Annotated in this window: 15 protein-coding genes, 2 pseudogenes and 1 riboswitch; of the genes and pseudogenes, 9 read left to right on the top strand and 8 right to left on the bottom strand. The window is 60.4% G+C overall.

What is annotated here, in order from left to right; translation table 11 throughout:
• Positions 1-78 precede the first annotated feature (78 nt).
• Positions 79-2841 carry an NAD-dependent DNA ligase LigA gene (ligA, locus tag ACEUKI_RS00645; RefSeq protein WP_144169634.1) on the bottom strand — a complete coding sequence of 921 codons (2763 nt, stop codon included), beginning with the start codon at positions 2839-2841 and terminating at the stop codon, positions 79-81.
• A gap of 64 nt (positions 2842-2905) precedes the next feature.
• Positions 2906-6547: a M48 family metallopeptidase gene (locus ACEUKI_RS00640; RefSeq protein ID WP_186289905.1), complete on the bottom strand. Its 3642-nt coding sequence runs from the start codon at positions 6545-6547 to the stop codon at positions 2906-2908.
• 97 nt (positions 6548-6644) lie between these two features.
• Between ACEUKI_RS00640 and ACEUKI_RS00635 the strand changes: the two genes are divergently transcribed.
• Positions 6645-8906 (top strand): hypothetical protein, encoded by a 2262-nt coding sequence (locus tag ACEUKI_RS00635; RefSeq protein ID WP_186289906.1) that lies wholly within the window; start codon positions 6645-6647, stop codon positions 8904-8906.
• Positions 8907-8916: 10 nt separating this feature from the next.
• A pseudogene (locus ACEUKI_RS00630) lies at positions 8917-9150 on the top strand (aryl-sulfate sulfotransferase); the annotation flags it as partial.
• Between the two features lie 100 nt (positions 9151-9250).
• On the opposite strand, the gene ACEUKI_RS00625 reads toward ACEUKI_RS00630, so the two are convergent.
• The 3 genes from ACEUKI_RS00625 to ppgK form a co-directional block, all read right to left on the bottom strand.
• Positions 9251-10036, bottom strand: coding sequence for an ATP-binding cassette domain-containing protein (locus ACEUKI_RS00625; protein WP_181896242.1), 786 nt, complete (start codon positions 10034-10036; stop codon positions 9251-9253).
• A gap of 47 nt (positions 10037-10083) precedes the next feature.
• Positions 10084-11349: a pyridoxal phosphate-dependent aminotransferase gene (locus ACEUKI_RS00620; RefSeq protein ID WP_186289907.1), complete on the bottom strand. Its 1266-nt coding sequence runs from the start codon at positions 11347-11349 to the stop codon at positions 10084-10086.
• 289 nt (positions 11350-11638) lie between these two features.
• Positions 11639-12406, bottom strand: a complete 768-nt coding sequence (gene ppgK, locus ACEUKI_RS00615; RefSeq protein ID WP_007053237.1) for a polyphosphate--glucose phosphotransferase — start codon at positions 12404-12406, stop codon at positions 11639-11641.
• A gap of 229 nt (positions 12407-12635) precedes the next feature.
• On the opposite strand from ppgK, the pseudogene ACEUKI_RS00610 reads away from it, so the two are divergent.
• Positions 12636-12827, top strand: a pseudogene (locus tag ACEUKI_RS00610) (nitroreductase); the annotation flags it as partial.
• Positions 12828-12871: 44 nt separating this feature from the next.
• On the opposite strand, the gene ACEUKI_RS00605 reads toward ACEUKI_RS00610, so the two are convergent.
• Positions 12872-13894, bottom strand: coding sequence for a glycosyltransferase family 2 protein (locus ACEUKI_RS00605; protein ID WP_007054002.1), 1023 nt, complete (start codon positions 13892-13894; stop codon positions 12872-12874).
• Between the two features lie 84 nt (positions 13895-13978).
• Positions 13979-14130, top strand: a riboswitch (FMN riboswitch).
• Positions 14131-14136: 6 nt separating this feature from the next.
• Between ACEUKI_RS00605 and ACEUKI_RS00600 the strand changes: the two genes are divergently transcribed.
• The 3 genes from ACEUKI_RS00600 (at position 14137) to ACEUKI_RS00590 (ending at position 17730) form a co-directional block, all read left to right on the top strand.
• A complete protein-coding gene (locus ACEUKI_RS00600) occupies positions 14137-14790 on the top strand; it encodes an ECF transporter S component (RefSeq protein ID WP_115770460.1) in 654 nt (217 codons plus the stop codon).
• 130 nt (positions 14791-14920) lie between these two features.
• Complete coding sequence (locus tag ACEUKI_RS00595) at positions 14921-17353, top strand: energy-coupling factor transporter ATPase (protein WP_144169636.1); 2433 nt, start codon at positions 14921-14923, stop codon at positions 17351-17353.
• 71 nt (positions 17354-17424) lie between these two features.
• Entirely contained in the window at positions 17425-17730 is a 306-nt protein-coding gene (locus tag ACEUKI_RS00590) for a YhbY family RNA-binding protein (RefSeq protein WP_007053232.1), read from the top strand.
• Positions 17731-17828: 98 nt separating this feature from the next.
• Here ACEUKI_RS00590 and ACEUKI_RS00585 read toward each other — a convergent pair whose 3' ends face one another.
• Positions 17829-18194 carry a phage holin family protein gene (locus ACEUKI_RS00585; protein WP_013141089.1) on the bottom strand — a complete coding sequence of 122 codons (366 nt, stop codon included), beginning with the start codon at positions 18192-18194 and terminating at the stop codon, positions 17829-17831.
• A 109-nt stretch (positions 18195-18303) separates the two neighbouring features.
• Between ACEUKI_RS00585 and ACEUKI_RS00580 the strand changes: the two genes are divergently transcribed.
• Positions 18304-18912: a TM2 domain-containing protein gene (locus ACEUKI_RS00580; RefSeq protein ID WP_374156352.1), complete on the top strand. Its 609-nt coding sequence runs from the start codon at positions 18304-18306 to the stop codon at positions 18910-18912.
• Positions 18913-19337: 425 nt separating this feature from the next.
• Positions 19338-19757: a glycerophosphodiester phosphodiesterase gene (locus tag ACEUKI_RS00575; RefSeq protein ID WP_186289908.1), complete on the top strand. Its 420-nt coding sequence runs from the start codon at positions 19338-19340 to the stop codon at positions 19755-19757.
• Positions 19758-19881: 124 nt separating this feature from the next.
• Here ACEUKI_RS00575 and ACEUKI_RS00570 read toward each other — a convergent pair whose 3' ends face one another.
• Positions 19882-20868: a D-2-hydroxyacid dehydrogenase gene (locus ACEUKI_RS00570; protein ID WP_186289909.1), complete on the bottom strand. Its 987-nt coding sequence runs from the start codon at positions 20866-20868 to the stop codon at positions 19882-19884.
• A gap of 324 nt (positions 20869-21192) precedes the next feature.
• Between ACEUKI_RS00570 and ACEUKI_RS00565 the strand changes: the two genes are divergently transcribed.
• Positions 21193-22650, top strand: a complete 1458-nt coding sequence (locus ACEUKI_RS00565; RefSeq protein WP_144169639.1) for an MFS transporter — start codon at positions 21193-21195, stop codon at positions 22648-22650.
• The last annotated feature ends 102 nt before the right edge of the window (positions 22651-22752 follow it).

Genomic DNA, 22752 nt, shown 5'->3' with positions numbered 1-22752 from the left:
TTTTCTCTCCCCCAGTCAGCCTAAAGGCTGACAGCCCCCTCATCAGAGGGGGTTAATGAAGCGTCTGAGGGGGCTATTTTAGATGGTGCCGGTGGCTAGGAGCTGGGCGAATTGGGTTTCGCCCAGCATGGGGATGCCGAGTTCCTCGGCCTTGGTGGCCTTGGAGCCGGCGTTTGCGCCAATCACCACGTAATCGGTCTTCTTGCTCACCGAACCGGCCGCCTTGCCGCCGCGCTCGATAATCGCCTCTTTGGCGGAATCACGCGAATAGCCCTCCAACGAACCGGTGACCACCACGGTTTTGCCGGTCAGCGTCTGCGGCAACGAACTGGTCTCGGCCTCGTCGACACCCACGCCGGCGGCCTGCCAAGCACGCAAAGTCGCGCCGCGCCAGTCGCCGGGTTCGCGGGTGGCGGCGAACCAGTTCACCACCGATTCGGCGATTTCCGGGCCCACCCCGTCGATGGCCGTCAGATCTTCAATCGTGGCGTTCTCGATGGCTGTCAGCGAGCCCATCGCCGAGGCAATCAGGCGTGCGGTAGGCGGACCGAGCCGGCGAATCGACAACGCGACCAGCACACGCCACAGGTCGGCGTGACGGGCCTTGTCCATTTCGTCGAACAACTTGCGCGTGTTTTCGCCGGGCCGAATGATCACCGGTACATCCGTGACGCCAGTGCGCGTGGCCTTGTGATCCACGCGCACGATAACCGCGTCGGCCGGCACGTCATACTCAGGATAGGAGGCTGCGGCAAAGCCCGGCATAGCACCAAGTGGAGCCTCAGCCCCGGTAGGTGCGCCGGTCGTCTCGCTGGCGGTACCTCCCTGTGTTTCGGCAGATTCGATTGCGGCCTCCCCTTGCGCGCGTTCGGCCAGCTGCTTGGCCGTGAGCTTTTTGGCCGGCGTGGGCGCGGTCCAGAAGGCAGGCACCTGATGCCACAGGCCAGAGCCGCCGACACGCTTACGCACCTTTTTCTTCTTACCGTTCGCACCGACCGTCTCATGCACCTCGACGATTGCGGCCTCACGCCACACGCGCACGTCGCGCAGATCGGCGGCGGTCAGGTTGAACAACCCGGATTCGTTAGACAACACCGGCTTCTGCGCGGCCGGCAATTCCAGCCCTTCCACCGGCTCGTACGGGTCAGGCTCTTCGCCGGGGGCGACCAGAACCTCGGTGATGTTCGGCGCGTAGGTCGCCACCGAATCAGGCCGGTTCTCCTCCGGGTTGGTCAGAGCGATGGCCGATTGTTCGCCCAAGTGCTCGATGTCGAACGCCTTGCGTGAGGCCAGCGAAATCACGCGCTCGGTCAACTGGGCCGGGCAGCTTTCCACATTCGGGCAGCGAATGTCCTTGTCACCCTCCTTGGCGGGTGACAGTTTCGCACCGCATGAAGGGCAGAACTCGGGCATGACGAATTCGCGCAGCTGGTCCTCACGCCCTTTGCGCCGTTCAAGCACCGGGCCGACCAGTTCGGGAATCACATCGCCGGCCTTGCGCACCACCACGGTGTCGCCGATCAGAATGCCCTTGCGTTTGACTTCAAATCCGTTGTGCAGCGTGGTACGAGCCACGGTGGAGCCGGCCACGTAGACAGGTTTGAGCACGGCGACCGGCGTCACACGGCCAGTACGCCCCACCTGCACGGTGATGTTGAGCAGTTCGGTGTTGACCTCTTCGGGCGGGTATTTGTAGGCGATGGCCCAGCGCGGCGCGCGCGAGGTGGCACCGAGGGTACGCTGCAGGCCCAAGTCATCGACCTTGACGACGATGCCGTCGAGCGCGTGCTCGATGTCGCCGCGATGCTCGCCGTAGTACTCGATCATGTCCAGGATCTCCTGGAATGAGGTCACCGCACGATTGTGCGGGGAGACCGGCACGCCCCACTTGGTGTATAAATCGTAGGCCTGCGACTGGTCGGCGACCACATCATGGGTGCCGCGCGGATGGTCCGGCCCCCAAGTGAGCTGCCCCAGACCATGCGCATAGAAACTCAGGCGACGAGTGGCGGTGATGCGAGGGTCTTTTTGACGCAGCGAGCCGGCGGCGGCGTTGCGCGGGTTGGCAAAGGGCGCTCGTCCGGCGTCCTCCTGCTCGTTGTTCAGGGTGTGGAAGTCATCCCAGCGCATGAACACTTCGCCTCGGATTTCCACGAAGTCCGGAACATCTTCCTTGGGGCCGCCGAGGTTGGCGGGAATGGAGCCGATGGTTCGCACATTCAGGGTGATGTCTTCGCCGGTAACGCCATCGCCGCGCGTCAGGCCCTGTTCAAGTACGCCGTTGCGATAGATGAGGTTCAGGGCGAGGCCGTCGATTTTGACCTCGCAGCTCATAGGCAGGGGCTTGGATTCGGGCCAATCGAGGTCGCGAATCACCGAATCGTACCAATCCTTGAGCTCTTCGATGGAGAAGACGTCGTCAAGGCTCATCATGCGGCTGGGGTGGCGCACGGAGGCGAAGTCGTTGGAGAAGGAGCCGCCGACGCGATGGGTGGGCGACTGCGGATCGTCCAGTGAGGGGAACGCCGCTTCGAGTCGTTCGAGGCAACGCATGCGCGCGTCGTAGGCGGCGTCGGAGCTGACGGGTGAGTCGTCGATGTAGTAGGCGATCTGATCGGATTCCACCCATGCGGCCACGCGAGCCCACAGGCGGGTGGCGGCCTCAGCGGTCATCGTGTTCACGTCGAAACGGTCGAGGCGTATCGCGTCGTCGTCAGTGGGCTGCAGTGCGGCTATCCATTGTTCGGAGCCAGGGGCAAAACGTGCAATACCGGTATCAGGCCGGACCTCGGCCACATCCCCATCGTCGAAATCCCATGCCAGTTGTTCGTTCGTGCTCATGGTTGTCTATCCTAGCGGACTCGGCTCCCCTCGGCCGGCTATACCGTCAACTCCCCTCAGGCGGCTACGCGGATAGCGAGCGCAGGAACTGGGCTTGGATGATGTCGATGTTATCGCCTTCGCCGTCATTCATTCGGGCCACAGCCACCGAGAGCGTGCGGGCCGGCACGAACATGCCCTCATCCACGCACACGCGAGCGGCGTCACGCACGATGTCAGCCACTTCGATATGCGGCCAGACCGGCAGATCATGCGTGGCAAGCACATGGGCGGCGGCCTCCACCGATTCAGGCACCGGTATGCACTGCGAGTCCGCACGGGAAACCAGTTCCTGCAGTTCACTTTCCAGCGAACCAATGGCCCCGGGAGCGATGTGATCGCTCATAATGTAGGCTGCGGCGGCTGTATCGAACCGGTCAAGCATCCATTCGGCGTAGGCAAACCGGTAGTAGGCGAACGCAGCATCGTCGCGGTCCAAGGCCACGCGCAGAGTATTCAGGCAGGCGGCGCGTGCCGAATCCCAATCCTCGTTGCGTGCCAGTTGGATGGCGAGCTTCAGATGTGAGAGCGGGTAGGCGGGCGCGTACGCCACCATACGGTTGAGATGCGGGATAGCCGCCTCGGCACCCTTGATCTGACTCAACACGTCAGCCAGCTCCATGTGCGCGTAGAACAGATTGTCCGGGATAAGCACCGTACGCTCGTCCAATGTGGCGAACAGCCGGTTGTAGACCACGCGCTCGGCATAGGAGTTGAAGTATCGAGGTACGCCATGGCCTGCCGCATACACGTGATCCAAATGGGCCACGGCCGCTTCGGCCGCTTCGATGGCCTGATCGGCTTGGCCCGAGAACAGCATGTCTCGGGCGCGCAGACGCTCCTTGTCAAGATCGTCGGCAAGCGTGAACGTGAAGTCCGGTGTGTCCTTGCCATCGATCAACGCACTGGTGACCTGAGAGGCCAAGCCGGTCAGTTCGGGATCGCATATCGATTCGATGACCTGCATGGCTCGCTGGGCCTTTTCCACGGAGCCGAGCGACGTGTTCCTGGCGATATCGTGGAATTCGTTGACGCCATGCTGCAGCAGGTCCACTCGCTGGATAGCCAGTCCGGAACTGACCTGTGCGCCCAGCACGTGAGCAGTCGCCGGGCTGAATTGACGGTCGGCCAGTTCGGGCTCCTCCTGGGACCCGGTGGGAGAGAACCGGCTGTCCGCCAAGTCGAAGTCGGCGCTGATGGGTTTCAGACCACCTTCGCCGTCCACGTCCATCACGGCACCGAACATGCGGTAGGTTTCCTCGGGATTGTCAAGCCCAGCGGTGTCCAGTCGCTTGAGGAAGGCATCACGGGTGAAGGTGACGGTGACCATATTGCGCACGGTGGGATTGCGGCGCAGCACGCTCATCGGATCATCGTCCATGCCGACGGCCCCATCAGCACCGTCAGTGCCGACGCCCTCGCCGCCGATACCGCCCAAGTCGTCGCCTGCGCCGGTATCGTCCGGCATGCCGAACGCCATTTCGTCGATATCGACGCCCTTCATCAGGTCTTCGAACTGCGAATCGATGGACGCGGCGCCATCGGCGTCAGCGGATTCGGCCGCGGCCTGATCCGTAGCATCCGCAGACGGTCCGGTACCGTTGCCGGTTCCCCCGGCCGTGCCGCGTTCGTCACCGGATGCCGTCTGTCCGAACGTCTCCTCATGAGTGATGGGGCGGGTCGGGTCGCCATGGAAATCACCATCTTTGGGATCGGCTTTGGAACCCACACGCCCCAAATCGCCACTGCGCAGATGTTCAAAAGCGCTTAAAGCCTCGCTCATCATCGCCTCGATGGCGGAATCCTGTTCGGCAATCGCCTCTTCAAGACCAATGGAATCGATGTGCAACGACATCTGGCGCACGGATTCGCTGGTGCCGAAACTTAGCGCGGCCATCATCAGGCCGACACGCAGGTTGTAGGCGGCGCTCATCGACGCGCGTTCGGCGCTGCTCAGCGCACGCCACGTACGTCGAGTGGTGTCATACCGGCTATCGGGCATCATCGAGGTGCCGGCGGTGGTGAAGCCAATGGCCACTTCACCCGAATCCAAGCGCGACCGGAACTCCACGTCAAACCGATACGGCAACCGTAACCGGCGCAACAGTGAGGAGAGGGTCTGACGATACACCCATTCGTCGCTCCTCGCCGGCGAATACGAAGGCCGAGCGGCTTGAGTGTTGGTGTCGCTCTTATCGGTCCGCTCTACAGCACTCTCAGCACTCTCAGCACCCTCAGCACTCTCAGTACTTTCAGCGCCCGCAGCATTCGTCACACCCGAATCCGGCACGTTCTGCTGGGTCAGCACATCTCGAGGATCGGGGAATTCACTGCGAATCTGTCCAGCCGTGCGTGCGGCGATATCGACCAGGCTCAGCACGGCCCGACGCTCCTGCTCGCCATCATACGGGTCAAGCGCCATAATCGCAGGGTTTTCGATGAGTTTCATGTCGATTTGCGCGGCCTCGGCACGGGTCACCGTATCTTCCGTAGGGTTGCGTCCCAAGGAAGCGTTGCGCTCCAACCAAGCGCTCACCGCAGCGAATCGGTTGAGGTTGCCTTCGATCTTCAAGGATTTCAGCGCCTGCCCGAATGCCAAGGACTTATCCCACGTAAAGAAATAGCCGCTCGAATACGTCGAGGTGTACAGGTGCAACGGTTCGGCGCCATGCACCGCTTCCAGTCCCGGCGTGGTGTCGAGAGCGCCGGCTTCGCGCATCAGATCGGCGAAATGATCCTCCAGACCGGAGGCCCGCATGCCGTGGGCACGTGCCGCCAAAGTGTCACGCACCGAACGGCGAATCGCACCGATTGGCGCCTCACGGTTGAGACGGCGGAAGATATTGCCGGAACCGAATCCGATGAGCAGACCATTGATCTGCGGCAACATATACGTGGCGAAGAACGCGATGGTAATGGCATCGCGGTATTCCAAATCATGACGCATCGCAGGCGGCAGATTGGCACGCATCTGCTCAAGCGTGTACCGGTTGCCGGCCTTGAGCCATGAGGCGAGCCACGTCATGCGTCCGGTGTCGTCGCGCCCCACCACGCCACCGGTAATGGCCTTCACACCGTCAGCACCATGACCAAGGCCACGCCCCAAACCACGCCCATGATGCAGCGCACTTCCCAGACCACGGTCTGCACGGGAGAAACCGGAACGTGAACGCGGCTCGTCGCTTTCGCCCAGCCGCTCACCGTCCGGCAATGTCACTTCTTTTTCCTTGCCGAACATGAATCGCGCCTGCATATCCTGCACGTCCACGTTGGGGTCGGTGCCCACGAATACGCGGCCATGCGTATCGGCGAACGCCACCTGCGCAAAATGATCGCGGTCGGGGAAAATGCCAAGCGAAAAGCCACGGCCTCTGGTGGAGGGCAGCTGCGCCCATCCAAGCACCAGCCTTTCCGGCACGTTCTCCAATTCGGGGAAGGTGCGTCGCTTGATTACAGGACTCAGCGCCACTGCATGGCGAGTCAGTTCGTCGATAATGCCGCCTTTACGCTCACTGGTCTCCCGTAAGGCATCGCCGAACGGATTCGTATCGTGCTTCTTCGGCTTGGACAGTCCCAGATCGGCCGCGAGCGCGTTCATCGAATCCTTCAGTCCGCCCAGCAGTGGCGTGCGGTTGTGCTTCCCATGGTCCGATGTACGTTTTGGCATGATTCACATTATCTCTTGTTTGCCCGACATCAAGCCCGAATAAAATCTATAGAATAAATGCGTGCATTCCATAGACCACACTCGCGCAGACTGTCCGATGCCGTCGAATCATGAACGGCACCTGCCCAGCCGCCCGGATATCCGGCACCGGCTGCGTTTGGTGCGTCTGCTGATCGCCTTGCTGGCCGCCGTCGCCGCCATCGCCGCCATGGAGTGCATCGTGTTCAACCTGCCGTTCTGGCGTACGCTCGGAGCGAGCACGGATACGAACGCCGTGCATAACACGCTGGGTTCGGGTCTCACGCGCCGGAATGATGGCATGTTGACCGTCACCGATCCGACCAGGGCCTATCTTGAACTGACCGCGGACGGCACGTCGGATTACCTACGCATCGATACCGCGAGCAGCAAGGTCATCGATAAGGCCCGTGAGCAGGCCGAGGCCGAATCCGAAGCGAACGACGATAAGGAAGTCTTCAAACCGCTGGCGACCATCCATGTGCGCGCGGATGTCGATGGCATCACCGGCCAGGCCCAGTCGATGAATCCCGACGCTATTCGCAGCTATTATGTCAAGGCGCCGGGTGCCGGCATCGTACGTATTTGGATTCAGGAAGAGCGCGGCGCGATCGTACCGGTCACCGACGCCCGCGCCAACGTGCGCGTACCGTTCGTCATCAATTGGATGCGCGTGCTCGCCATGGCCTTGGTGTTGCTGATGATTGCCGTCTGGAGGCCGGGATCGCGCCTGTGGCGTATCACGCTTGACCCGTCCAGCACTCGGCAACGACTTGCTTTCGTGGGGCTTATGGCGATTCCTACCCTGCTTATCGGCGCATCCATCATCCACGAACTGTGGTACGCGTCTCCGCTCGTCTCCCACGTTTCCGGCGATTACACCTATGATTTCGACCAGTATGGGCATGTGGCCGATGCGCTGGTCGCCGGCCGGCCCTGGCTCGACTTGCCGGTTCCCGAACAACTGGCCGCCACCGAGCACCCCTATGACGTAGCCACACGTGCCCAGCTACTCGCCAATGGAGCCAGTCCGCTCTATTGGGATTACGCGTATTATGACGGTCACTGGTATTCCTATTTTGGCGTGTTGCCCGCAGTGCTGCTGTTCGTCCCCTATCGTCTGCTGACCGGTCATAATCTGCCGACATCCGCCGCCGAGTATATTCTCGTGCTGCTGTTCATCATCTTCTTCTCCTTGCTGGCGCTGCGCGTCATCCATCGCGTGATGCCGAAGACTTCGGTGGCGGCCGCGTCGTTAGTAGTGGTCTCATCGTTGGTGAGCGCGCAAGTGGGGTATTTGCTGTATCGCACGAACTTCTATCAGATACCATTCGCCGCATCGCTGACGTTGACGTCGCTGGGACTATGGCTATGGCTCGGCGCGGACACGTCCCGCCGTCCGCTGAGGCCATCGGACCGATGGCAGGCGGGCGATGCCAAGCCTCTCTCCCTGCCGCGACTGGCCTTGGGTGCCTTGTGCATTGCGGCGAATTTCGGATGCCGGCCGACGTTCACCTTGACCGCATTGCTTGCGTTCCCCCTGTTCTGGCCGCAGATTCGCGCGCTGGGCACCGGTCTGCGCACACGCCGTATCAAGCCGTTGCAGGCGTTGCGCGCGCCGCTGGCGGTAATCATCCCCGCTATTCTCGTCGTGACGCCTCTGATGGCGTGGAACATGGTTCGGTTCGATTCCCCGTTCAATTTCGGCAATGCGTATCAGTTCTCCATATCCGATATGACCCGGCATACCACCCCGTCCGCGGATATGCCCGCCAACATCTGGTATTACCTGTTCCTGCCGCTGCGCTTCATGGAACGTTTCCCGTGGCTGGCGGGCTCTCCCGCCCCGATGCCGCAATGGGGCTATTACGAGGTGATGGTCGGCGCGATTTTCACGGCCACGCCACTGACCTTGATGGCTTTGGCGCTGCCCCTGCTGCGCAGATTGGAGACGCGCGGCATGCGGCCATGGCTGATGTCTTGCTTGGCCGTGGCGGCGGTGCTGGTCGTATTCGACAGCCACGTCGGCGGTTTGGGATGGCGGTATTCCGCCGATTTCGGCTGGCTGATCTCGCTGGCGTCCATACCGGGGCTACTGTGGCTGGTCAATGGGCGCGAACCGAGCCGCTCATTGGCGGGGGCCAACGACGCCGTTTCAGGCGATGGCATCGCCCGCGTCACTCCGTGGCGTTGGCTGATGCGCTGGGTCGTGGTGCTGGCCGTATTGTGGGCGCTGGGCATAGCCATACTAAGTTGCTTCGTGCAGTCGCGCAGCGATTCGATGATCGACAACAATCCGACGCTCTGGCATCAGGTTCAGTCTTGGTTCACCCTGCTATAGGACCGGACCGCTCGGCAATGGCCTGTACGCGATTCTCGGCAATGATTCCAACGAGCAGAATTTCATGTACTACTATGACGCGAACGGTGTGATTCGCGGCGAAATCCCGGTGCTCTACTACCGCTCGCACCGTCTGCTGTTCGACAATGACGGTATCATGTGGTTCTCCGCCTCCACCAAGCATTTCGTCGGCATGAACCGTCTAGGCAAGCTGGTCAAGATGGTGCTCAGTTCGGGATACATCTACCGCGTCTACCAGTACGGCTTCCGCGGCTTCTACTTCGCGTGAGCCTTGGCATCGGCCTGAGGCCGATGCCAATCCCCCAACGGCCGATTCCTATCTGCTACCGCTTCGCAGCCTCATACTTGCGGCGAATCAGATCCTCATAAAACGCCACAGCCTCAGCCGGCGCTCCGTCAAACGCGACCGCGTGCTCGTCCAGCACCAGTACGCGGTCGATGGCGTATTCGGGCCGGCGGATCATATCCGTGTCATGCGTGGCGAAAATCACCTGCTTGTTGTAGCTGAACAACGCCTTGGCCACATGCGCGGTGCCAATCTCATCCAATCCCTTGCTCGGCTCATCCGCCACAATCGCACTCGGCTCAAAGCTCAGCGCGGCCGCAATAGCCAGCAGGTGCCGTTTCTCGGAGTCCAGTTCGCTGGCCTTGGCCTTGGAGACCTGCGCCAAATCAAAATGCGCGAACAGATTGCCGATGCGCGCATGACGTTCTGACTCGGGCACCTTGTGCTTTTTCAGCGCTTCGGAAACAGCCTCGGAAATATTCGCCGCTTGGTAAAAGCTGTTCGGAATCTCCTCGCGTCGTACCTTGCCGACCAGATTATCGATGCGCTTCGCGTCCTTCTTCACAGCCGGGTCAAGACGTTCCTCACCGCCCGCAATGGTCACCGTGCCGGCGTTGGCCTTCAACGAACCGTCCAGCAGACCCAGCAATGTGGATTTGCCTGCGCCGTTCAGTCCGATCACGGCCACCCGCCGCTCGCTGATGGTGATGTCCGTGGGAGCAAGTCCCACGTGCCCATCATCATACGTATGCCCGGCCTGATCCAAAGCGAACGTCAGCGATGCCGGGCGTGGCAGTTCTTTCGGTCTAAACAAGAATCCCATGCCGCTATTGTACGTGGAGTACATGTGCGGTGCCGGCAAACACCGGCCTATCGCAGCAAAGCGGCGACGGTATTGAGCACGGCGCGGATGCCACGCTCGAATTCGTCCGGTTCGGGTAGCAGGGAAACGGCCAGGTATCCATTGGAAGTCATGTCGAAGAAGTAGCCGGGCTGTCCGGTGAGTTGGTGCTCGTCAATTAGCCGCAACACCAGCTCGTTCTCATCGATGACTGAAGGCACTCGTAGCAGCACGTTCCAGCCGCCTTCGGCCCGTAGCACGCTGACCAGCCCGTTGGGATCGGCGTCAAGCAACTCGTGCAACTTGGCCAGGTTATTGCGCACACGTTCCCCCACCCGTCTGGTCTGTGCGGGCGCGGCGTTCAATAATGCGGGAATCCGTTCGGCAATGATGTCACTCATCGGCAGATAATCATCGGCGATGACGTCCAGTCGACGCTGTGCCTCGGCAACGTCCTCGTCGGGTCCAGATACCTGAATCCACCCAACTTTGGCGTGCGGCGCGGCCAGCATTTTGGAGAATCCGTCTAGGGCGAAGGTGAGCGCGCCGCGCTCCCCCGCAAGCCGTGCGTTGTCGGGGAAAGGTTCGAGAGAGTAATCGAAGAACACTTCATCGGCGATAAGGGCGATGCCGCGCTCACGGCACAATGTCACGATACGTGCACGCTCGGTTGGTTTTACGTACGAACCAGTCGGATTGTTCGGGTTGATGAGCACCAATGCTCTGATGCGTTCGCCACCGGGCTCGCTGAGCAGTCGCTCGAGTTCGGCGATGTCGATGAACCAGGAGCCGTCGAATTGCAACTGGTATTCGACCGTGTCGACGCATTCAAGCCGTGCAATCGACTCGATCAGCGGATAGCCGGGTTTGGGCGCCAGCACCGCGTCGCCGGCGTTGCAAAGTAACTTAATCAGCCACGAATACGCCTCGGACGTGGAGCTCAGCAGATACAGTGCGTTCGGGTCAGCGCCCTCGATGGCGGTATTCGCATTGGTGAAAGCGGCATGGCGCTCGTTCCCGCCCTCGCTGGCAGCGGGCGAAGCCAACTGAGGGCTGCTTGCGTCTACCACCTTTGCCGTATTGAGGAATGCGGCCAATGCTTCTCGTGCCGCACGCGGTCCACGTGGGTCGGCCGTATACACGCTCGGCACCAATTCGGGTGCCAGCCCGTGGCGGGTCGGATTGGAATCGTTGAGTTTGCTGAGTGCGATGCCGTTTGCCTTGGCTGCCACCTCGGCCGCCGCAATGGGATTCGGCGCAGAAATATCCACACGAGAAGAGAAAAGCACGCTCATGCCCTCCCACGATAGAGCGTGGTGCCCCCTGTCCCGCTCTCAATCGCGCAACATTCCCGGAAATGCGTCGCTCTGGACCCGAATCACACCCTCAAACGCGGCACATTCCCGGGAATACGTCGCCACAGACCTCCATACACGCTCACTTTGCGCAACATTCCGGGGAATGCGTCGCATACCTTTCCTATGCAATGCAAAAGGCCGCCCGACTAGTCGGACGGCCTGGAGCGTATTCGCGGGTCAGTGCTGCAAAACCAACGCTCAGCGCTGCACACCCACGCTCACTGGCTCACTGCTGCTTGGTGCTGGCGTAGTAGGCGGCACCGACGATGCCGGCCTGGTTACGCAGCTTGGCGGGCACAATCGGGGTCTTGATATCCACGTACGGCAGGAACTTTTCGCTTTGACGGCTCACGCCGCCGCCGACGGTGAACAGGTCCGGGTTGAAGTACTTCTCCATAAGGCCGTAGTACTTGGTCAGACGCTTGGCCCACTTCTTGTAGCCCAGTTCCTCATTCTCGCGAATCGCGGAGGAGGCATACTTCTCGGCGTCCAGATGCTTGGCGCTCAGGATGATGTGTCCGAGTTCGGTGTTCGGGATGAGCACGCCGTTGTAAATCAAGGCGGTGCCGATGCCGGTGCCCAGTGTGGTGGCGATGACCAGACCATCCTGGCCCTTGGCGGCACCGAACTGGACTTCGGCCAGGCCGGCGGCGTCGGCGTCGTTTACCACGACGACCGGCCGGCCGCAGGCTTCGGAGAACACTTCAGTAACATCCACGCCAATCCAAGACTGGTCGAGGTTAGCCATGAAGTCGAGCTTCTGGCCGGGCTTGATCGGCGCGGGGAAGGCGATGCCAACGGGTGCGGATTCAGGCACTTCGAAGTGGTCGAGCTGCTGCTTGACGATTTTGGCCACGGCCTGAGGCGTGGAGACCTCGGGAGTGAGAATCTTCAATCGTGGCTCGGCGAAATCGCCCTTGGTCAGATCGACAGGTGCGGCCTTGATGCCGGAACCGCCAATGTCAACACCGAAAGCCTGTGCAGTTTCAATCATCGTTGACCTTCCTTTCCATACGTTTTCATCAGTTCGTAAGGTTGCGCCCAGTCTAACGCGAATTACGCTCAACACGAAACCATTACACACCAATTGTGCAAACGTGTGCATCATCGCCGGTCATTACGTACCCTATTCGTATCGTTTTTCAAGCCCGCCAATGGGCAATGCATGCGATTTCGATACTAGGAAAAATCGGCGTCTATGGCGGACTGACTCTGTGTCGCGCGCGATGAACCGTCAGCCGATCACCTTCTCGTATAATCCGGCCGACGATACCGCCGCCGCACATATCGATCAGAGTGCGGGAGATGAGCATCACGCGTTCAATGACATGGGCATCGCCAAACTGCGCTTCCAGATCGGTGCCGGCCAAGGCCAGTGGGCTTGGGGCGACGGTGGCCTGTTCATTCATAAGTAGTCTGTAGTGGCTCCCCCCCCCATAGAGGGGAGCCACTACTACGGCTACTTCAGCGACGGCATGGGCTTCCAGGTGGGGTCGTGCATCAGCTTGCGCGAGTCCCACCAGCCCTTGGCAATCTGCACCAAACCGGTCTTGAGGTGCTCGCGATCCACCATCACCAGGCGAATGACTTCCTTGGCCGCGGTGAGCACGGTACCCAGTCCAAACACCAGCGGACGGAAGTCACCGTAGGTCATGAAGTACCGGGCCATGTATCCGCGGTTGCGCATGATGTGATACCGGTTCATGTCGGATGTGGAGTTGAGCTGGCGCACGCCGGCGATATCCCAGTTGCCGATTTCGCGCGTACGGCGCAGGATCACGTCGGGCACCACAATCGGGTTGGTGACCTTGCTGGCGCGGTAGCCATACATCGTGTCATCCCAGTAGATGAAGAAGCGCGGGTCCGGCAGACCGATTTCCGTAACCACACGGCGGTTGAACAGGCCGCCTTCGAAGCACAGCGTGTCCATCACTCGATACCCGGCCGGACCAAATGCGGCGGGCGCAATCGGATTCGGAATGCCCAGCGGCACAATGAAGTCGTACTGCCAGTAGAACGGGCCGCCATCGTAATCGAATCGGGATCCCTGAATCACCTCGTGCTTGTCGGTCCACTTGGACAGCTTGGCAATGGCGTCCGGCAGCACGGCCACATCGTCATCCATCACCCAGAACCATGCGGCACCCAGCTCGTAGGCTTTGGCCACGCCGGCGGAGAAACCGCCCGCACCACCCAGGTTCTCGGTCTGCGGCGCATAGACCACACGTTCTTCGTTACCGGACTGGTCGGCCACGGTGGTGCCCCATTGGCCGGTCACCTTGCCGGCAAACGCAGCGACCATGTCCGCCGTCTGATCGGACTGCTCATTGTCCACGATGACAATGCGCCACGGTGCCTGCTCAAGCGCCAGAATCGAATCGAACAGTGTCTCAAGCAACTGCTGACGTTTGTAGGTGGTGACGATCAGGGCAAGCTTGTCGATGGTGTTGTTGGGTTTCTTCACTTCAGCCATGGCTCCCATTGTTGCACTTGACCGGCACAAGACGAATTTCTGCACAGTGAAACGCGGGTTGCATACGTCCGGCGCATGGCGTATGAATAAGCGTGTCAGTTTCAGGGAAGGTGCAATTCCTTACTGGCGGTAACCTGTACCCCGGGTTTCATAACGGGGATGGCAGGAGGCCCGCGACCCGCGCAAGCGGCTGATCCGGTGAGATTCCGGAGCCAACGGTATAGTCCGGATGGAAGAAACGAGGGCTCATTATGGGCGTATCTTCGCGTATCCGCATGCAAGTTGTTCGTTCTGTGGCACCCGAGGTCGAGGGTTCGGCCAGCGCGTCCACCGCCAGCGCCAGCGCCAAACTCGGCTCACACACCACTGGTGTGGCCGATTCTGGCTGCTGGTCCACGCGCCGTATCGCCATGTATGCACTGTTCGTGGCGCTGGCGATGGTCACCAGCTTCATTGAATTCCCGATTACGCCGGTCACTTGGCTGAAGTACGACCCGTCTGGCATCGTCTGCCTGATTGCCGGCTTTGCGTATGGCCCGGCCGCCGCCGCAATCGTGTCTGTGCTCGGCTTTGTGCCGCACATGTTCGCCAATCCGTGGGGTTCGCTGATGGCTGTGCTGGTGGCGCTGTTCCTGTCTGCGCCGGCCGCGTTCATCTACCGTAAGATCCGTACGCGCAAGGGTGCCGCCATCGGCATTCTGGTGGGTGCGGTGCTGGCCATCGTGGTGGCGCTGGTGAGCAACCTGATTGTCACGCCGATTTACGCGCACATGACCTACCAGGCTGTGGCCGCGATGATTCTGCCGATTCTACTGCCGTTCAACGTGGCTAAGATGGCGATTCACGCCGTGATCACCTTCCTGATCTACAAGCCGATCTCCAACCTGCTGTCCAAGCAGCAGTGACTGGCCTGAGACGGGCCGATGCCCGCCACGACTAACGACCACTCAACGACCACTCAAAGAACAAGAACGCAGAACTCCGGCCCTTGCCGGGATTCTGCGTTTTCGCCTATCAGTTACGGATTGCTGTTTCATGACCGTTGCACCCCATTCCTTCGACGCCGACGAGTTCCACGATTCTGCCGAACCTCACACTTCCGCCGAGCCTGCCTCCCCCGCCGCCGTGCTCAAGGACATTCGTTTCAGCTATGACCGCGGCACCTCATGGGCTTTGGATGGCGTTTCGCTCACGGTCCATGCCGGCGAGCGCCTATGCTTGGTCGGTCCGAACGGGTCGGGCAAATCCACGTTGGCCCGTCTGATTGCGGGATTGACCGCGCCGGACGGTGGTGAAGTGACGTTACTGGGGCAACGCGTGTACGCAGCCGGTCCGAATGCCGACGCCTATCGTGCTGCCCGCCGCGGCATCGGTATGGTGTTCCAGAATCCCGAGGATCAGCTGGTCACCACCGTGTTGGAGGATGACGTGGCCTTTGGCCCGGAGAATCTCGGGCTGGAGCGCGAGCTCATCGGCGAGCGTATCGTTGATTCATTGCAGGCCGTGGGGTTGGCGAACTTACGCCAGTCCGACCCGACCCGTATGAGCGGCGGGCAGCAGCAACGCGCCGCCATCGCCGGCATGCTGGCCATGAACCCGGCAATGCTGGTATTGGATGAGCCGACCGCCATGCTGGACGAATCCGCACGCGCCGAAGTTATGCGCATTTTGGATGATTTGCAGGCGCGCGGCACCACTATTGTGCATGTCACGCATCATCCAGATGAGACCGTTCATGCCGATCGCATCGTGCACATGGAGGCCGGGCGAATCGTTGGTATCACTGCAGCCGTCGATAATCGACCCCCGCTAGCGGAGGCTGTCTCGCAAAGCGAGACTGAGGGTAGTGTCGGCACAGAAGCCGCCCCCAGTCGTCCTACGAACGACAGCCCCCGCCAGCGGGAGCGCGAAGACGGCTCCGAACTTCCGCTGCTCTCCGATGGCATCGGTGATATGACGAACCCCATTATTCGCGTCTCGCATCTGACCTATCGCTATCCTTCGGCCAAACGGGCGGTTATCGATGACCTGTCGTTCACCATCGCGCGCGGTGAAACCGTGGCACTGATGGGCGTGAATGGTTCGGGCAAGTCGACGCTGGTGCGCATGTTGTGCGCACTGGCTGCGCCGACCGCCGGCAGCATCGAGGTGGCCGGTGTTCCGGTGGCCTCGACCGGCAAGCGCGGTCGCAACGCGCGCCCGAAGTCGGCGAATCGCAAGCGATTGGCGCAATTGCGCCGGCATGTGGGTTACGTGATGCAGCATCCGGAGCATCAGCTGTTCGCTGACACAGTAGCCGAGGATGTGGCGTACGGCCCACGCAACCAAGGGCTTGGCGAGACCGTGGTAGCCGACCGCGTGCGCGAATCACTGGAACTGCTGCATATCGGGCATCTTGCCGACCGCTCCCCCTTCGATCTGTCCGGCGGGCAACAACGATTGGCAGCCATTGCCGGCGTGCTGGCTTGCAATCCTGACGTGCTCATCATGGACGAGCCGACCGCGAGTCTGGACGCCCAAGCCAAGAAGCGTATCCATGAGCTGTTGCGCACGCTCAAACCGCGTGGCGTGACCGTGCTCATCATCACCCATGACCGGGAGGAGGCCGAGCAAATCGCCGACCGCGTGGTCCGTATGCCGATTGCCGCCCTCGCAGCCGGCGGCCCCGTCGCGGCCACCGTCACCGAGCCGGCCGTATCCTCCAACGGCCCTGCGCACTCAGTGATACACCGACTTGACCCGCGCGTGAAGATGGTGGGCTTCCTGGCCGCCATGTTCACGATGTTCGCGGTGAACACGCCAACCCAGCTCGCGCTGGGCATCGCCATCACCCTGGCCGTTATCGCGGCGGCACGCCTGAGCCCGTTACGGGTGCTTGAATCCATTCATCCGATTCTGATCATGCTGGTGCTGATGGGCGTGGTCAATCTGTTTGTGGTACGCACCGGCACGCCGGTGGTGGCGCTTGGCCCGCTGAGCATCACCGATCAGGGCGTGACCATAGCCGTGCTGTACGCCTGCCGTTTCGCATTGGTAATCATTCTGGGCGCGGTGTTCCTCACCACCACCACGCCTACCGCCATGACCGACGCCTTCGCCACCTTGATCAGTCCGCTCAACCGGCTCGGTATCCATGCCCAAGAAATCGCGCTGGTCATGAGTCTGGCATTGCGATTCATTCCAACGCTGACCGACGAAACCCGCGCCATCGTCGACGCCCAATCCACGCGTGGCGGTTCCATCGAAACCGGTTCGCTGGCCCAGCGCATCAAGGCGATGAGCGCGATTATCGTGCCGATTTTCGCCGGCACGTTGCGTCACGCGGACAATCTGAGCCTCGTACTTGACGCCCGCTGCTACGAGGAGGGCATCCGCCGCACCCACTGGCGTGCCCTGACCATCGCCGCGCGAGATCTCGTATTCGCCGCTGCCGTCATCGTCTACATCGCGGCCATCATCGTGCTGTAGGGCGGCAAACAGCGCAGACAGCACCGGTTGCTATGCTGGTGTGGTTATACGAAAGATGTAAGGAAATTCCCATGGCATTGACCAAGAAGCAAATCAAGCAGCTGCGCGCGATGGCGAACTCGCTGAAGCCCCTGTTCTATGTGGGCAAGAACGATTTGACCGAGTCGGCCGTCAATCAGGCCGATGAAACCATTGAGAAGCACGAGCTCATCAAGTGCGCCGTGCAGGACGGTTCTGGCCTGACCGCCAAGGAAGCCGCCGCCGAGCTTGCCGAGCAGCTGAACGCCGAAGTGGTGCAGTCCATCGGCAATCGTTTCGTGCTGTTCCGTCGCTCCCGGCGCGACGATGTGGAGCATATCCGCTTGGTGCGCGAGTAGCGTTCGCCCCGCTCGATCCCGTAGCTTGATATGAGTAATGGCGGCTGGAATCAGTCCAATTCCAACCGCCATTACTCATATTCGCCCAGCGAGCACCGTCACTGATCCAAGATGGACCCGACGATTCCCGCAACAATGGTCAGGACCAAGGACCCCAGTACCGACCACCAGAAACCGTGTACGAAGACGCCCACGCCGAATAGACTGACCGCCAGCCAACTGGCGAGTCGCATGAACAGCCAATTGATAATCAAGGTGACCAGCCCGAGAGACAGAATCGCAAACGGCAGTGCGATCAGATGCACAATCGGCTTGATTGACGCATTAATCAGCGCCATGAACAAAGCGAACGCGGCGATGCCGAGAATCGGAGGCTCCCCCACCGGGGTCATGCCGGGAGTCACCGCGACCATGACGGCGGCGGCGATAGTCATAATCAACCAGCTGGTCAGGAAACTTTTCATGGCCCAATCGTAGCGCGGCAGGTTTTACTATTGGGCAAAACATGAGATGATGTTGTGCAGAAACGGTAAGAAGGTATTGCCGTTCCCGATTGAGAAGGGATAGACCCACATGACTGATAATCAACAACAACCGTACGGTTCGGACAGTGTTCCACAGCCGGCACAACCTGCACAGCCGGCACAGCCGTCGTACGGCCAAGATGCCGCACAGCAGCCGCAGGGCTATGGCGCCCCACAGCCCGCCGCATACGCTCAACCCGCCGCCGGAAGCTACGGCCAGCAGCAGCCGCAATACGGCCAGCCCGCCGGCGCATACGCTCAGCCGCAGTACGGCCAGCCGCAGTATGACCAGCCCGCAGCGGGCTACGGCCAGCAGCCCGGCTATGGACAGGCTTACCAGCAGCCGAACGCCTACGCACAGCCGCAATACACCGCCGCTCCGTATGCCGCCGCCCCGGTGGGGCAATCGTCCAAATCCAAGCTGGCTGCCGGCCTGTTGGGCATCTTCCTCGGCGGACTTGGTGTGCACAACTTCTATCTCGGCAACACCGGCAAGGCCGTGGCTCAGCTGCTGCTGACGCTTGTCGGCTGGATTCTGCTCGGACTTGGCCCAATCGCAGCCGCCATCTGGGGCTTGGTTGAAGGCATCATCATTCTGTGCAGCAAGCCCGGCTCGCCGTGGCATAAAGACGCCAACGGCTACGAACTATCAGACTGAAACTGACCTCGGGCCACGTTCATTGGGCCTCTGATCAACCACGCCTCTGCAGGTATCATCTCGATGCCGCAGTCGCAGCGGGATGTGACACGCCGGCCGTGTACATGAGTTCATGTACACGGCCGTTTTCTTTGTTGTTTTCACCCTCAAAACAAACATTTATCATGTTCACTTTTGCAAGATATGAACATCAAACATCACAGACTACCATAACTTCCCAATTGTATTACCAATAGATTAATAACCAGCAAAACGGCTTATATCCGCCATTTTTCATGCTAGGCTTTGGAACCAGCACATCAATAAAGTGCACAATCCTTTTCTACAGAGAAGGTAACATGTTGTTCAATTCACATGTGAATCGAACAATGCCAGTACTTCCCTAGGCGTTTGCTTGGGGAACACCATGCTGAAAGGAACACATTATGGCGGAGGGAAAAGTCATCATCGTCAACCCGGATATGTTCGGCAAGGACCCGGATTCGAAAACAGCCAAGGCCAATGAAGTGGCCAAGAGCTTCGGCCTGAGCGACGCGGCGTTGGCCGAGGTCGAGGACTTCAAGGCACAACTCACCAAACACAACGCCTGGGATCTGCCGTTCATGGGATACGTCAACGAGGATGGCTACGGTTACGCCTACGTGCCCGGTGCCGCCGTGGTGTACGACCCGTACTGGGACGCCCACCAAGCATTCCTGGCGCTGCCTAAGGACGTGCAGACCGCATTCGCCATTCGTATGCTGTTCACGCACCGTCCGGTCGACCGCTATGGCGCCAGCATGTTCCTGCATTACGAGCGTGGCTTCAACGTGAAGTTCGAGGGTATCGGCGCGAACCAGTACTGATTGGTACTGACTATCAACCATCTTTTTCGGATTGCCCGATAAGGGGCGTATAACAACGGTGTTATACGCCCCTTATCTGTATTCAGTGTCAGGCGATGGCCGCCCGCCGCCCGATACAGGCGAATCAGTATCGCACGAGATTCAACAGTTCCTGCTGTTTGGCATAGCGGGAAACGTTGGTCAGGGCGATGCGGATGATGTGTTCGGAAGTCTTTTCCAAATGATTGCCGCCGGCCACATGCGGGGTGATCAGGCAATGCGGCTCATCCCACAACGGACTTTCCGCCGGCAACGGCTCAGGCTCGGTGACGTCCAATCCGACACCGTGGAGCCGTCCATTGTGCAAGGCGTCGGCCAAGGCCTCGGAATCGATGGCGTCGCCACGCCCGGCATTGATCACGATGGCCGTGGATTTCAGACGACCCAGACGATCCGCATTCAGCAGATGATGGGTCTGCGGCGAGCGCGGCACCGCCATCGCCACCACGTCCGCCAATGGCAACAGCGCTTCCAGCCGCTCGAAGCCATATATCTTTTCAATGCCCTTGGCCGGCGCGTCCGCATGACGGCGCACGCCGAAGGTACGCATACCTACGGATTGGGCGAGCTGAGCGAAATGCGACCCGATGTCGCCGACGCCGATAATCAGCGCGATGCCACCTTCCGGGCTCAATACCGGACCTTCATCCTGCCACTGATGATCACGCTGATTGGAGGCATACCGGTTGAGGTTCTTCATCAATGCCCACATGGTGGCGAACATGTGTTCCGACACGCTTTGGCCATACGCGCCGCTCGCATTGGTGACCATGGTGCCGCGAGGCAGCACACCCGGGCAGATGTACGCATCCACACCGGCGCTGAAGGTCTGTAACCATTCAAGACGGGTGTATTGGGAAGCCTGCGAGACCGGAAAGTTGCCGATGACTGCGGTAGCTCGGGAGCGAAGCTCCTCGGGAACAGCGGCCGACCAGACCATGTCGCCGCGGTGCGCTTCGTCGCCCACGAATTTCTGCGGCACATCGCGAGCCGCCTTGGCGAAAGCGCGCCGTTCTCCTTCGTTGAGAGGCAGGCAGTTGACAATCAGCTTATGCGTGTTCTCAATACCCATGGCTCACCAAATTAGGCGGCAGGGCGGATATTATCGCGTGTTTCCTCACACTGAACCAATGCCGAACTGCTACCGGACCAATGCCGAACCCGCCCCGCCGGACCAATGCCGAACCCGCCCCATCAAACCCCACCAAACCAAGGGACAACCCATTGCGCATCGACCGTAGCGTCCGCCCCGAACCGTACACTCACAGATGGTTTTGTGATTCCAAAGCGTGCAGCCAAGGCAGTACGATTGCCGGTTTATCCGCACGCACAGGTACCTACGCCGGTTGGTAAACCTTACATTCCATGCCTTGCAACCGAACGTTTAGGAGCATGTATGCCTGAGCAGCATATTGATAACGAGAAGGTTCCCACACGTCTTATCGGCGCGATTGTGGCTGTCGGCTCACTTGCCTTCATTGGCATTCTGACCGAAACCGTGATGACCGTGCTTTTCCCCGCCCTGATGCGCGAATTCCATGTCGACACGGCCACTGTGCAATGGATTACCACGATTTATCTGTTGGCGGTGGCCGCTACCATGCCCATCAGCTCGTTTTTGAAGCGCCGATTCGCGCTGAAAACCATTTTTCTTGCGGCTGTGATTCTGGCCATCGTTGGCTCGCTGATCATGATCGTCGCCCAAGCCTTCCCGCTGCTGATTGCCGCCCGCATTATTCAGGGCATTGGCTCAGGCGTGGCCACGCCGTTGATGATCAACATCATTCTGGAGCAGTCTCCTCGTTCGAAAATCGGCCGATTGATGGGCGTAGGATCGCTGGTCATTACCGTGGCTCCGGCCATCGGCCCGACCGTCGGCGGCGCGGTGACCACAGTGCTGCCGTGGCGCGCGATTTTCGTCATCGTCATTCCGCTGGTGCTAATCGCAGCATGCATCGGCATGAAGTGCATTGAGCAGAAGACACCGACCGAGGCTGCCTATCTTGACCCGATTCAGCTTGGGTCCATTGTTGTCGCGCTGGTCGGTCTGGTGCTGGCGCTCAACCAAGGTGGCATGGCCATCAGTGCGGCGGTGTCCGGCAAGTCAGCCACACGCTCCGGCATTATCGCCATTGTCAGTCTGATTGTGGGCCTCGCCTTGTTGATCGTGTTCGCCATGAGTTCCAAGCGTGCCTTCTCCCCGCTGCTGCGCCTTGGCATTCTCAAGGATCCCGCCGTACTGTTACACGCCTGCGCATATCTGCTGCTGCCATTGGTCGCCATCGGCTACGGCTATGTCATCACCAATGTGGCACAGCTCTCGCTCGGCACCACGGCATTTGTGGCCGGCTCTCTAGTGCTGCCCGGCGCACTGGTCGGCGCTGTCTGTGCCCCGCTTGGCGGCTGGTTCTACGATAAGTTCGGCGCGGTCAAGCCGATTCTGATTCCGATCGGCATCGCTATTTTGGGCCCAGTGCTTATGCTGGTGTTCTCGATGCAGCTTACGCCCGTGCTGCTCGCCGGATTCTATTTCATTTTCGGCCTGTTCTATTCCATCGGCAATGCGAATGTGATGACCAGTGGCCTGTCGGAGGTCTCTCCCGAGTTCAAGCCGGACGGCAACGCCATTTTCAACACGTGTCTTCAGTTTGGCGGCGCTGCCGGTACCGCACTGTTCTCCACGATTCTTTCCGTGGCTCAGGCCGGTGCAGGAGAAGAAGGCACCGCTGAGTTTGCTCACGCCACTGCCGTCGGCGGCACATGGACGTTTGCCACGATGACGGTTATCTGCCTGATTGGCTGGTGCTGTCTGGCCACCGCGTTCCGCATTCGCGCGGCACGTAAGCGTGCATAAATCGATTACCAATAGAGTCCCAGCTTTCCAAACACGTGTGGGGCGCGGCCCCGGGCTGGCCCCCGGCGCGCCCCCCCCCCGCAAGGAAAGCGCCAAAACACC

The organism is Bifidobacterium sp. 2450, assembly GCF_041900695.1.
Taxonomy (GTDB): domain Bacteria; phylum Actinomycetota; class Actinomycetes; order Actinomycetales; family Bifidobacteriaceae; genus Bifidobacterium; species Bifidobacterium longum.
The sequence above is the reverse complement of the archived record's forward strand: the minus strand, read 5'-3'. Positions and strand labels throughout refer to the sequence as shown.